The 13,567-nt window shown below is 24.6% G+C and carries 12 protein-coding genes; 5 read left to right on the top strand and 7 right to left on the bottom strand.

Annotated elements, in window-relative coordinates; all coding sequences use genetic code 4:
• Positions 1-21: 21 nt before the first annotated feature.
• From ACOBME_RS11030 to ACOBME_RS11020, 3 genes are read left to right on the top strand one after another with little or no spacing between them, the layout of a single operon-like run.
• The gene (locus ACOBME_RS11030; protein WP_419335293.1) at positions 22-300 is read left to right on the top strand and encodes a hypothetical protein; all 279 of its coding nucleotides are present in this window, start codon (positions 22-24) and stop codon (positions 298-300) included.
• Positions 293-1,684, top strand: a complete 1,392-nt coding sequence (locus ACOBME_RS11025) for a hypothetical protein (protein ID WP_419335291.1) — start codon at positions 293-295, stop codon at positions 1,682-1,684. Before ACOBME_RS11030 ends, ACOBME_RS11025 begins: the two co-directional genes overlap by 8 nt.
• Before the next feature lie 3 nt (positions 1,685-1,687).
• Entirely contained in the window at positions 1,688-2,098 is a 411-nt protein-coding gene (locus ACOBME_RS11020) for a hypothetical protein (protein WP_419335289.1), read from the top strand.
• Positions 2,099-2,286: 188 nt separating this feature from the next.
• On the opposite strand, the gene ACOBME_RS11015 is transcribed toward ACOBME_RS11020, so the two are convergent.
• Entirely contained in the window at positions 2,287-3,603 is a 1,317-nt protein-coding gene (locus ACOBME_RS11015; RefSeq protein WP_338966382.1) for an Mbov_0401 family ICE element transposase-like protein, read from the bottom strand.
• A gap of 102 nt (positions 3,604-3,705) precedes the next feature.
• Between ACOBME_RS11015 and ACOBME_RS11010 the strand changes: the two genes are divergently transcribed.
• On the top strand, positions 3,706-5,442 hold the full coding sequence (locus tag ACOBME_RS11010; RefSeq protein ID WP_419335288.1) for a hypothetical protein: 1,737 nt from the start codon (positions 3,706-3,708) through the stop codon (positions 5,440-5,442).
• Between the two features lie 39 nt (positions 5,443-5,481).
• Here the strand turns inward: ACOBME_RS11010 and ACOBME_RS11005 are convergent, their stop codons facing one another.
• Positions 5,482-5,808 carry a S1 RNA-binding domain-containing protein gene (locus ACOBME_RS11005; RefSeq protein ID WP_419335286.1) on the bottom strand — a complete coding sequence of 109 codons (327 nt, stop codon included), beginning with the start codon at positions 5,806-5,808 and terminating at the stop codon, positions 5,482-5,484.
• 342 nt (positions 5,809-6,150) lie between these two features.
• Between ACOBME_RS11005 and ACOBME_RS11000 the strand changes: the two genes are divergently transcribed.
• Positions 6,151-6,639 (top strand): lipoprotein, encoded by a 489-nt coding sequence (locus tag ACOBME_RS11000; RefSeq protein WP_419335284.1) that lies wholly within the window; start codon positions 6,151-6,153, stop codon positions 6,637-6,639.
• A gap of 32 nt (positions 6,640-6,671) precedes the next feature.
• Here the strand turns inward: ACOBME_RS11000 and ACOBME_RS10995 are convergent, their stop codons facing one another.
• From ACOBME_RS10995 to ACOBME_RS10975, 5 genes are all read right to left on the bottom strand, one after another.
• Positions 6,672-9,095: a hypothetical protein gene (locus ACOBME_RS10995; protein ID WP_419335282.1), complete on the bottom strand. Its 2,424-nt coding sequence runs from the start codon at positions 9,093-9,095 to the stop codon at positions 6,672-6,674.
• Positions 9,095-10,351 carry a hypothetical protein gene (locus tag ACOBME_RS10990; protein WP_338966371.1) on the bottom strand — a complete coding sequence of 419 codons (1,257 nt, stop codon included), beginning with the start codon at positions 10,349-10,351 and terminating at the stop codon, positions 9,095-9,097. Before ACOBME_RS10990 ends, ACOBME_RS10995 begins: the two co-directional genes overlap by 1 nt.
• A 13-nt stretch (positions 10,352-10,364) precedes the next feature.
• Complete coding sequence (locus ACOBME_RS10985) at positions 10,365-10,643, bottom strand: hypothetical protein (protein WP_338966369.1); 279 nt, start codon at positions 10,641-10,643, stop codon at positions 10,365-10,367.
• Positions 10,644-10,766: 123 nt separating this feature from the next.
• Complete coding sequence (locus ACOBME_RS10980) at positions 10,767-11,948, bottom strand: hypothetical protein (protein WP_419334467.1); 1,182 nt, start codon at positions 11,946-11,948, stop codon at positions 10,767-10,769.
• A 12-nt stretch (positions 11,949-11,960) separates the two neighbouring features.
• Positions 11,961-13,556: a hypothetical protein gene (locus ACOBME_RS10975; protein WP_419335280.1), complete on the bottom strand. Its 1,596-nt coding sequence runs from the start codon at positions 13,554-13,556 to the stop codon at positions 11,961-11,963.
• Positions 13,557-13,567 lie beyond the last annotated feature (11 nt).

The raw sequence follows: 13,567 nt of genomic DNA, 5'->3' as shown, positions 1-13,567 counted from the left end.
ACAAAGGGAGTGAATAACTTAATGAAAAAAGATATTTATGTAATACATGATGAACGTGTAATAAATTCAAAAAGACCATATATGTCTGTTTGTGGACAAGTTAAAAAAAGACTTTGTCAAGAATTAAATAAAGATAATATCGCAATATGTAATTTAAATTTATATAACGAATATATTAATAAATATCAAAAAGTTAAAGTATGTGTACAAGTTTTAGCAAATGAACCAAATTTATTAACAGTAAATATTATTAATTATGCACTTATTTTAAAATTAAAGGAGCAAAATAACAATGAATAATACTTATCCAACTTTCCCAAACTTAAATGATATTAATAGTGTTTTAAAATTTTATAATTATGATTGAACTATTAATTTAGCCAATATTATTGCTCGTCATCAAATGAGATTAGTTAATGGTAAAGATATTTTATTTAAGTCTCACCGTAAAGACATTTTAGAAAAATTAAATTGATGATATGAAACTTATAAAATAAAAGAAAAATTAGATAAAAATGAATTAACAGCAAGTTTAATGGGTAAAACTATCTTTGGTTTATTAGAGACTAATGACGGCAATATTGATTTATGAATTAACCCTTTTAACTTTACATCACGAGTAAGTAAAATAAATGAAATTGAACAAGGTGCTGATATTTGATTAAATTATCATCAATCAGATAGTGGTTTTATTTTAAATTTAATTTGTACCAAAGATAAAATAGTTATAAAAGGTTGACCTAAAAATAATGAAGTAGTTGTTGGACAAAGTAAAACACAAATTAAAGATGATGTTAAACCTGTTTTAGTACAAGAATTTAAAAACAAATTAGGTATTGTCCCTTTTTGAGAAATGATTAATGAACCTAATCCATTATTTTTATCAACTTCAACAACATTAAACCCATGGCCTACTATGGCAAATTGTTATAAATTACAATTTGATTTAGAAGATAGTTTTAATATTAAATCAAAAGAAAGATGAGCAAATCGTACTCATTGATATGGAATATTAGATGATGATTTAATGACTGCTTATAAAAAAGGTAATAAAAAAGTATTACAAGACGCTTTTGATGATATTTTTATTCAATCAGGTCAATCAGCAGTAGATGGTCAATTATCCCAATCTTTACAAGTAGTACAAGGTACACCAACCTTAGAAACATATACTGAAGACCAAAAATCAATTATTGAACAAGTATATTTAGCATGTCATTTTTCTAGTCCTTTTGGTGATAAATCAGATAATGACCAAAATAAAACACAATCTTTATTAACTAAAACCAAAGATTTAGAAAAACAAGCATATTTACAAGCATATCGTAAACAATATTATACTAAAATGTTTGATACTGTTTTAAAATATTATTGTTTATGAGATGGAAATGGTGAACGAGAATATGGTTTTGATTTTATTAGCGCAAGTTTGGTTGATCAAATTCGACAAAATGAATTAATTACTGCTAGATTAGATAATGGCACAATGGAACCAATAAGAGCTATAACTGAATATGATAATATTGATGAATTAGAAGCAACTAAATATTATGAAAAAATTGAAAAATACTGAGATAAAATGGAAGCCAAAGAAATTGAACATAATAATAAATTAATGGAATATGATGAAACTGGTAATAATCAAAATGCTTTACAAGGTAGAACAGAAATTAAGGAGAATTAACAAATGAGTAGAATTAACCCAGGGGTTAGAGCAATGGCAGTTAAATTTTATGGTAATCCGATATTTTTTGATATGCCAGTAATTGGGCGACCAATTATTAAAGGTCAGTTTAATAAAAAAGTTATGAATTCTCGTGATTTATTAATGTATAACATATATCCTTGCCCACCTGACAAAGTAAATACTTATGCTGCTCCAGAAGTAAGTTGATATAACGTTCAAGGTATTCAACCAACAATGATAACTGGTTTTAAAGATTGAAATCAAGATATGGAAAGTAGATACGACTTTTGAAATCAAAAAAATAGTGAGGGAATTGTAATAACCGATAAAGCGAGTTCAACAGCAACTAATCCTACGGTTGGCACAACTATTCATAAAGAAGATAATAACGGTAGTATTCATTATTCTTAGGTTTTTAATAAAATTAAGTAATTAGAAACAAATTAAGTTTCGCTTATAATTAAATGATAACAAAATTTATAAAAAATTCAACTTTTTTAAAAATATAATTTTTAGTTGAAAAAATAATTTATAAATTTTGACACACTAAAAAATACTTTTTAAAATTATTGCTAATTTTAAAAGGTTTTTATTTTTTTTTATAAAGATAAAAATTGATTTTGAAATTGATTTAAATTAAATATATTAAATTCAATTTTTTCTTTATCATTTTTATCAACTTTCTCATCATTAATTTGATTATTAAGTCTTAACATTGAACCAATTAACATATTGATAAATGTTTCTTTACAATATATTTTCGCACCCCGCCCTTTAACAGCCTTAATATAATGCGATACATCACCTTCAACATGACAACCAATATTATATTCTAATGTTTGGTTTTCAATACCTTCTTTATTATTTTTAATTAATCTAATAGCTTTATTCAAAAAATCTAATTTAGTATCACTTATAAACGATTTACTATCTTCTAAATACTGTAATAATTCTTCATATTTACCATTAAAAAAATAATCAACAGCTTTATGATATGCTTCTCTATTTTCCTTATTTTTATTTTGAAAGGGATATATTTTTTTAAATATACTTGTAAGATGAAATTTATCTAAGCTATATGATACCTTGTTATTTTTATATTTTGCTTTTACTGCTCTATAAATTTTTTTAATTTGTTTTTCACCATCACTTAATATTAATATTTTAGTATCTTCATTAATATCATAAGTATCTATTAATTTAAAAATTTTATCAATAAAATTATCAATATTAGATTTATTATTTTTATTATTATGATTTTTATTCATCATTTGGAAAACGCCTTTTTTCTTTTTCATTTTTATTTTGGTTTTTGTTGACTTTTCTTTATCAACACCAACATGCATAGTAGCAAGAAATATTTTATTTTCAATTCTTTTTTTATTTTCTCGCATTGGTTCAAAAGCTCCGTCAATTTGAATATATAAAACATTATTTGGAATTTTAATTTTATTGTTATTTTTGTTGCTTATATAGTCAACTTTTTTTAAATTGGCATTTTTAAAAATATTAGATATTGTTCTTTCGCTAATATTTACATTCTCTGTTGTATGCAAAATATCTTTATATCTTTTTCCATCGCCCATAAAAGACATATATTTATCTTTTAAATTTATTTCGATTCTTTCATATTTTTTTAAGCCTAATTCTTCATCTAAAGGATAACGATTTATATTTTCTTTTTTTTCTTCATCATATTTAACATATAATCTTCTTTTAATAGGAAAATCTCCATATTCTGTTTTAATTGTTTTTGGCAATTTTGATATCACCTTATATCCTTGTAATATTTGTTCTTGTTGATATAATTTAAATATCTCATTATCTCTATTAATAAATAAATTTTTAACCTCATTGTTTGTTTCTATTATTTTATTTTCCTTATAATTTCCTAATAAATTTTGTTTTAATTCCATTTTATAATTTCCTTTCTGAATTAAAAAAATATTTTAAATTATGATACTTAATTGATACTTAATACTTCATATAATCTTATCAAAAAAGGAGGCTAATTGAAAATGCAAGATTTTACAAAAATTAATAACAAAAAACGAATTACTAGTTATGAACATTTAAATAAAAAGTATGATTTAAATTTTAGTGACTATAATTTTGGTTTTGATTGAGAAGTATTTAAAGATTTTGTTGGTGATAGTTATGCCCGATATTTTACTTCGCCAACTTTTTTTAAGTTTGTTTCAGCGGGGCGTGGTACTAATAAAACATGAAATCATTTAGCCGAAAAATTATTTTTTGCTTGTAATTTTGCCGATGCTTCATCTAATATTTTACGAAGATATTCCAACACCCACGAAGATACTACTTTCGGCGATACAATTAATGTTTGTAATTATCTATACGATAAATATGGGATTGATATAGGACCTGACAATGAAAATGGCATTGTTTGACCTAAAAATGTTAAAGAAGGTGGTGAGATTGTTTTTCCTAGTGGTGTTCGTATTGCTTTTGCTGGCTATGCTAATGGTAATAAAATTATGGGTAAAGTTGGTAAAGGTAGTGGTATTATATCGGCGTGAACAGATGAAATGATACATGCCGAAGAAAAAGAAATTTTAACTGATAAAGAACTAGATAAAAGATATAATAATTTAAGAGTTTCAATGTTTCGTTCAAAAAGTTTAAAAGTATCTTATGAAAAATACACGGATGAAAATGATAATGAACAATATAATTTAGATAATCCTATTCCAGTAAAAGAATTATCTTGGATATTTCAAGAATGAGACAACATAGCAAAACAATACATAACAGTAACAACATATTTTCATAAAACATATTCTAATGAATTTACTTTTAATCCTTTTGATAAATACCATGTATTTTATGAAAAATTTGTAACCCCATATTTACCCTTAAATGAAAGAATTAAAAATATTTTAAAAGAACACAATCAAGTATATTTAGAAAACAAACAAGCATTTAATGGTTTGGGTATTTTTAATTTACGATTAACAATGGGGGCTGTTTGAAATAAAATACCTGATATTACCAAAAAACTTGTTTTAACAAACAAAGAAGAACGACCTGATTTATTTGAACTTGAATACTACGGTTTTGAATATAACGATAATGACCCAAGTATTTATGTTTTACGAAATTATCGTAAATATATTAAAGAGTATAATTTACAAGATTTTTATAATTCCAATACAAAACAGTATCAATTTGATAGTTATTCAATTGGTGTTGATTATGCTAATGGTAGCGAAGACCACACGGTGTTTTTATTTAGTGGTTATAAAATTAATGAAAATAATGAATATGATAAATATTTAATTGAAGAAAATGTTGTTACACCAAAAAACGCAATGAATTTAAATGAAATAGTTGAACATTACGGGCAATGAATAATTAATACATTTGATAAATTTGATGGTTTTGAATATGCTACATTTCATTATGATATTAATGCACACGACTTTATGCAAAAATTACAAGAAGATATTTACCCTTATTTAGGCTATAAAATTAAGATGTTTAAAGCCAAAAAACATCAGACATCTCTTAATAAAGAAGCAGGTATAATCAATCGCGTAACCTGAATAAGAAAAATGTTTGTTCAAGGTAAAATATATGGCATATTAGATAACTTCCCATTTTTAGATAAGTGCATTAGTGAACTAAGATTTAGTGATACCAAAACAAACACACCCGATAGTAAAATGTACCATGACCCATATGATGCTTTGTTTTATGGTTCTTATCCATATCGTTTTAAAATGGGAATATAAAAAAGGTTTTAAAAACCTTCTAAAATTTATAAATTTTATTTACTTTTTATTTATTAAATAATTAGTATTTAATGATTTTTCTAAATTAGGTGATTTTTCTTGTATTTTATTACCATCATCATTTTTCAATAGTTCAGGATGACAATTTTTATAACTTAATTTAAGATGTTTTCTAACTCTATTAAAATCAAGTACCTCAACCTCAATTTCATCACCAACATCAAAAAAATCTCTAATATCTCTAACAAAGTAATCTGAAATTTCACTAATATGAATTAAACCATCAGCCTTTTCTGCTCTACAAAAAGCACCATAAGGTGTAATGTTTGTTATTTTAACATTAACTTTATTTCCTTTTTTATACATAAAATTAAATATACTTCCTTTCTTTAAATGCTTTAATTATATCATTAAGACTATAAAAATCATTTGCAGGAATTGGGCGAGCGGTTGATTTTCTTAAATTTTTGTGATAAAATAATTTATAAGTTAAAAAAAGTTTTGAGATTCTTTCAAACAAATTTGGGAACCTTTATAAAATTCTTCGCTTAACGCTTAGAATTTTTCCCAAGTATTTTGAAAAGCGCGGCAAAAGTTTTTTTAAACTTTAAGTAATTTTTCATAAAATTATGAAAATCACCGCGAGCCCAGATTGACCTTATATATAATTGTGGTTGTAAAAAGATTTAGTGAAAGGAAGTTATAATAATGAAAAAAATATTAAGTCTTTTGGGAACAATAACTTTAATTGGAATAAGTACAACAAGTTTAGTTGCTTGTAATAAAACACAATACACCGAAGATGAATTAAAAAAAGAAAAAGAAAAACATAAAATAGATACAAAAGACCAAAATATTAGAGATAATTTAGAATGAATAGTGCCACAAGATAAACCATTTAATGAAGCAGATAATAGATGATATTTTATAATTTGAAAAGCTGATAAATGAATTGCTACAAAATATAAAAATAATAGATATGAACCAAGTGTGGGGTGAATTATTGAAGATTTACACGGTGGTAAATATAGACTTATGATGCGGCCTAATGTTACTTTTGGAGCTTTTAGTGATGGAAGATGAAGACAGTGAGATAGAGATGATGGTTCATATTTTAAAGCAGTTTATCGTTGAAATTTAACTACACCAGAACCTGATTTAATTGTTGATAGTGATGGTAATATAAAAGTTAATTAGTAATAAAAGAGTCATTTATTAAAATGACTCTTTTATATTTCTAATGTAATTAATGATAATTTTTCATTATTTTTATTAAATAATTGTAAATTATTAATATTGATTTGTTCTTTTATAGGTGGATAAGAAAATATTATACTATTTGATTGTTTTAAAAAATTAACAACCGCTTTATTTGAATATGACTTTTCATCTTCAACGCCATTTTTTCAAAGATATCAAACATCTTCTTTTATTAACTGAAGATATGTATTTCTATCTTTTCCGCTAACTTTGGTTCCGATAGGACAATTTTTAATTAATTCTAAATTTATATCTTTTCCTGCAATAATTTTTTCATTTTGTTTTTCAATAAAAATTGTAATATCATAATTTCCATAACTTCATATACCCGATATTTCAATTTGATTTAAATTAAATAGTTTTTTATCAAAAATTATTTTAATATTATCTACAACTAAATTTTTAATTATACTCATTCAAACCGCCTTAGAATAAAGTAATCTATATCATTGAGAAAAATAACTTAAATAGTCTTGTATTTTGTCATTAGAAACAATTAAATTAGTTAAATATTTACCATATTCTCCATCTGATAATTTAATTTCTGCGGGAACAAGAGAAGGAATATTGTTTGTTTCTAATTCATTTGTTATTGATAATCAATTAAAATAATTTGCTTCTAATTGATAAATGGGGTTTTCTGAAATATCTTTGTTTTTAACATTTACTTTAATTTCATTATCTTTGTTGTTATTAACTTTGCTTTGTTGTTTTAAATTTCAATCAGTAATTTCTCCGGTTTGAGGCGATATAAAAGGTTTGTTGGGTTCACTATTATCATTTCAACGATAAACTGCTTTAAAATATGAACCATCATCTCTATCTCACTGTCTTCATCTTCCATCACTAAAAGCTCCAAAAGTAACATTAGGCCGCATCATAAGTCTATATTTACCACCGTGTAAATCTTCAATAATTCACCCCACACTTGGTTCATATCTATTATTTTTATATTTTGTAGCAATTCATTTATCAGCTTTTCAAATTATAAAATATCATCTATTATCTGCTTCATTAAATGGTTTATCATCTGCATCAACTTCTTTTCAATAATTTACTGGGATTGGTGGAATAGGGCTGCCGTCACTAAAATTAAAATAAGATGAATTTAATTCAACTTTGAAATCGTCAAATTTAAAAACTCAATATCCAACCTCTTCCTCTCGTGGATTGGAAATTAATTCAAAATAATAAGGTGAAAATAACTTAACATCGTCATTATAACCTTTATTAATTGCATACTTACTGTATGTATAATTTGATAACATATAGATAATTTGTTTAAATATTTTGACAATATTTTTATTAATAGATATGGGATTATCTAACTTTCAGTTTTCAAATAAACCATCAATTACCTCTTCGGGTTTTTGTCCTTCAAATTTTTGGCGTAATTCAGCCGCTTTATTAGTAGGGTTCCCTTTTTCATCGTATTTTGCCCCTTGAAATTTTCGATCATAATTATAACGATATGTTAAAAAATTTAATAAAACTTTTTCTAAACCACTCTTATTTACTAAATCTAAAATATTTTTACCTTGAATATAGTTTTTTGCAATATTTCACGGTAAAAAACTTTCGGTAAATCAATATTGAAATACTCTTAAATTAGGATTTGTTTCAATTGGCATTGATAACAAAGGCACTAAAATAGCGTTTTCAATATTTGATGATGGATAAGAATAAACACCATTAACATTTCCTCAACATTTAATATTACCAAATAACATTGATTTAGGGTATTTAATCTCAATACCAGTAAATACTGTATCTTCGGGTAATGATTTTTGTAATACTAAATGAATGCTATTTTGATTTTTTCATTTAAAGTCAGTTATTTTAACTAAATGCGTAGATTTAATAATATCAACACCATTTGGTGAATAAGGGCATTTATATTCTTCAATGATATAACATTCATTTTTATTGTCTTCACTAATTGGTTCATTAATAGATACTATTTTTAAGTCTAATGTTTCTAAAAATTCTTTATCTTGTTTTGCCATATCATTAATTAAAATATCTTTTTCATCAATCATTATATAACTTGTACTGTTGTCTTGAATTGTTGTATTTTGTTGAATTTGTAATTTAAAATTAAAGTCGCTAATTTCATAACCAGTAATTTTTATATATTCGTCTTTATCAATAAAACCTATTTTAACGCTATTTTGAGAATAATTTAAGGTAGGTTTTTCTTTTGTCTTAACAAGATTATTAATTTTATAAATATATAAGGTTCTGGCACGGTCTTCTGTAAATAATTGTTCTAAGTCGGGGTCGCTATATTGTGATTGATTAGCAAAATCTAACGGAATACTATCAATTGAATAATCAATTGGTTCATCATTTTGCGCTAATTGTGCTAACATTTTTTCAGATGGTTTTAACATTATTCTTGTTCTCCTTCTTCTTCATTAGGCATATTGATAATAGTTTCGTTATTTTTTAGTTGTCTATTTAAAGTAGCATTTACTGGTAAATGAACATCAATAATTAACTCATCAATATTTTTAATATTAAATGTTCTACTGTTTAAGATGGCGTTATCATATTTAATTAACTTAATAATGAATTCAGTTAATTTAATTTCTCTAATATATATCATTTGTTCGTATGATGCGTTTGTTTGAATATTTACACCAGCAACTTCAGCTTGTGTTTGTTGTGCTCCCTTAGCAATAGCGGGAATATGATGGCGATTTATTTTATAATAATTAGTTAATAATCAATCATATATTTTGGTTAATTGCTCACCTTTAAAATTACCAGCGATATAGTCTACTGGTTGAAAATTACTATCAGGGTCACCTTCAACTAATAACAAGTCATTTTCAATAAATGAAGCTAACATTTTACTAATTTCTTGGTCAACCACACCAGTAACCCCATTAGTATTAATGGTAAATTTACCACTATTTAATAATGGGTCTAACATTATCTTTTCAGCAATAATATCTAAAATACTAGCAAATTGCTTACCATAACGAGCAGAAGGTTCAAAATTAGGATTATTAGGAATAATTTCAATTGGAATAAAATTAAGTGGTAATATTTCTTCTCTTTGTAATGTTGTATAGTTATTTCATTTAGTATCATCAATATATAAGTCGGTAATAGTACTGTATAATTGTGTTTTTAACTTTCTAATAACTTTTACTTGTTTAGTTACATAATCAATTTCTAATTTTTCAGTAATAAAAACACTCTGGTCATTTTTAATATAAGGATCATAATCAAAAGTACAAGATACTAAATTACCCAATTCATCATACTGGTCATTGTAAAAATCAATAGTAATAAAATTAAGTTTTGAATTATTAGCAAAAATAAAGTATGCACCTTTACCATTCTTATTAATTTTATATTCGTTATATCAATTCTTATTAGTAAAGTCTTGCATTTTTAAAAAGTTATTAATTAATTGAGAGTTTATTTGTTTATTAATAAGTGGATTATAAATGCTAATTTCTAAATCTCGTGGATTTAAAAAATTAGCATTATCTTCACAAATTCTTTTTTCTAAAATCTCATTATGTTTTTGAACAGTAACATTTTTACGATTAGTAATAGTTGATGCTAAATTAAGATAATAACTATCAATATCATAACTCTTTTTTAATTTCTTTTTGGCAGGTAACAATCCCATTTATAACACCTCTTTATTTTGTTTCATCTTTTTTAATAACATCTTCAATGCTATCTTGTTTTTTATCTTTTTTAAAAAATTCAAAAATTTTATCAATTAAATAGACCAAAACACCACTAATAAGTAATGATAAGCCAATATAAAAATATTCTGGTCATGAAATTTCAATTACTTTAAATGCTTTGCAAAAAAATAACACAATTGCACTTATTATTAAAATTGCTCCTAATCCTCAAATAAATATTTTGCGAATTAATAATAAAATTTCTGATTTATACTCTTTTAAATTCATTTATAACACTCCACTTTCTTTCTAAATTATTTTTTTCTTTTAATAAATTAGCATTCATTTGTAATTAATTCATTATTATTTTTAATTATAATATTTTTATTAACCATAATTATCCTCGTTAATTTATTGTAACTCTTCTAATTTTAGAATTGTTGGCGAATATTCATCACCTGTCATTGAAATTACTACTTTATGATTATTAAGAGAATTATCTGCACTTAAAAAACCAATTCTTGTTGCTCCATTCTTTCCCAATGCTAAACTAGTTGAAATAGTTTGCAAACCACCATGATTATCTTTACATTCAAAACAAGTTGTTATAACAAAATCTGCAGTTGGTCGTTCTCAAATAAAATGAACTTTATATTTTTTCCCTAAAATAAATTTATATTTAATTACTTTTTCATTTACTCTTTCTCCAACTTCTTTTCACTGCTCGATACTTTCTTTTAAAGCATAATGTTCATTAATATATTTAGTAGTTGGTAATGTGTCATCTGTTGCTTCTAGTCCAGGCGTTTTGTTTGTTTTAATAACACTAAAATCTGCAACTTGGTCATTATTTTGGAAGATTGGGTCTCATATTCTTAATTCACCAGTTTCAGCATTAAAATCAGCATTATTACGCTTACTAGCATTTGGCATTAAAGTAATTTTATTTTGTTTTAAATCTGAAACCGCAATTTCACCATCACTATTTTTAATAATACTTTTATTATCAAATGGAACACCTATTTCATTTTTGTTATTTTTAATAATACTTTTATTATCAATCTTAGTTTTTTCTTTTTCTAATAATGCATCAACTTCTAACTGAGTATAATATGCTTCTAAATCTATCATAGTTAAATCAATACCTTCTTCTTGAAAAGTACGAAACATTTTCTTTAAAGTTGTTAAATTAGCCAGTGATTTTGCATAACTAGGTAATAAACCTTGTCATGTTGCCATTGGGTCATTTTGAGATGAATAATTAATATCACCAACACTCATATTTGCCGAAGTAAAAAACTCAATTGGAATACGGTTAAATATTCAATGCTCAATAGTAATAAACACCATATTAATACAAATTTTCTTTAATAATGGGTCTTTAAATGTTTCAAACTTTAATTTTGAAAATGGATAATTCAAATAGGAATTAATCATATTTTGGGCTCTTAAAGCAAATGTTTTAAATCATAATTCTAAATCACCTTTAAAGAACTTATTATAACGAACTGGAACTTGTGTAATTTTACCTGTCATTGGAATAAAATTATTATAATTTTCCAAAGTAACATTTGGTCATAATTCATTTAACATTTAATCATCTCCTTATCATTTACTTTTTTTAGAATATATTTTCTTTAATATAAATTTTTTACTATTTAGTAATGTTTTTGTTTTAATTGTTTTGTTTAAATCTTGTTTTGTTCTGAGTTGTTTGTATGTTTGAAATGCTAATCCTTTACCCAATAAACTAGTAACCACACTATCTTCTAGCGTATTTAACAATTTATCTTTATTAAAGTTATTTTTAAATTGTTCTTTCATTTTTAATATCTTAGCAATTGTCCAATATATTTTAAAACTATCTTTTACTACTTGCTGATAAGCAAGTGGGGCAAAAGAAACTAAATTAAACAAACTTGTTTTTTTAAATCCTCAACCAATAAACCACTCACTGTTCATATAGAATTTAAAGGGTTCAGGAGCCAAAACAAACTGTTCTGCTTTGATTAAAGTTGTCATAACGACAATAGGGGCATATTTAGGATTTTTATAATATATTGTTAAAGCAACTTCACCTGCAACTGATAAAGGAACAATTTTTACTGCTAAAAAAACATCAGAACCATAAGCAAAAGGTAATAATTGGCCTTTTTTAATAACCTTAGTTTCAAATTTAGATAATATTTTTTTAGTTTTATCAGTAATTTTACTAATTACTTTTTGTTTAATAGTAATTATTTGTTTTTCAATTGGGGCTAATAATTTTTTAGTTACTTTTTGAATATAAAAATTTGGGTTTAAATGATTTAATAATTTATTTAATTTAATTGGTGTTTGATGTAAAAGATTTAATAATTTATTATTATATATTTTACTACCCCGCATTAAATTAGCATTTAATAGTAGGTTTTTACCAACACCTTTTTTATGAAGATTAGTCATAATGTTATATCAATCATTAGTATTAATTTTGCTTATTTTATCAATATTTAATCCATATTCAGACAATCATTTATTAGCATTTTTTTCATTTACGCGTGGTATTTTTTGAACTAATTTAGGACTTATTTTTTGAATATTTTTCTCAATTTTTAATAAATTATTAATTGTTTCTAAATTAGAAACTTTAAAACCTTTATAAAAATCATTTCGGGCTAATTTTCCAATTGTATATAATAAAGTTTCATTATTAGCCTGCTTTGTAAAATCAAATATTAATTTATCAGATAAAACCTTTTTACCCGTAACTTGTTTTACAACATCTTCTAAATTATTAGCAGTTATTACACCTAATTTTTCAAGTAGTTTAGTTTCTTTTGCTAATTTTAAAATTCTAGTTGTGCGAGCAGCACGCGTTAATTTACCAATTCCACCAATTGCTGGTAATAAATTTAAGGCAGTACTTTTTACTGTCACTTCTGATGTTAATTTATCGTATATTTGATTTACAGCAAAATCGGTTGCTGTTTCTACTCCAAACGAAATAAATGCTGCGGCAAAATTAGATAATCCCGCACCAAGACCAACAGTAGATGCTACACCACCAGTTAAAACTGATAAACCAAGGGCTAAAACTTGAATTCCTAAAAATTCTAATAACTGTAAACCAAAACTTTTTTCTTGTTGTTGGATTGACAATCTAGTTGGATTTTTTTTAACAGCATAAATAAGGGCTGTTTTAGATGTTCCAATTGGCATATCTATCAAAC

Source organism: Spiroplasma endosymbiont of Sarcophaga variegata (genome assembly GCF_965178695.1).
Classification (GTDB): domain Bacteria; phylum Bacillota_I; class Bacilli_A; order Mycoplasmatales; family Mycoplasmataceae; genus Spiroplasma; species Spiroplasma poulsonii.
Note: the sequence above shows the minus strand (reverse complement) of the source record. Positions and strands in the feature narration are given on the sequence as shown.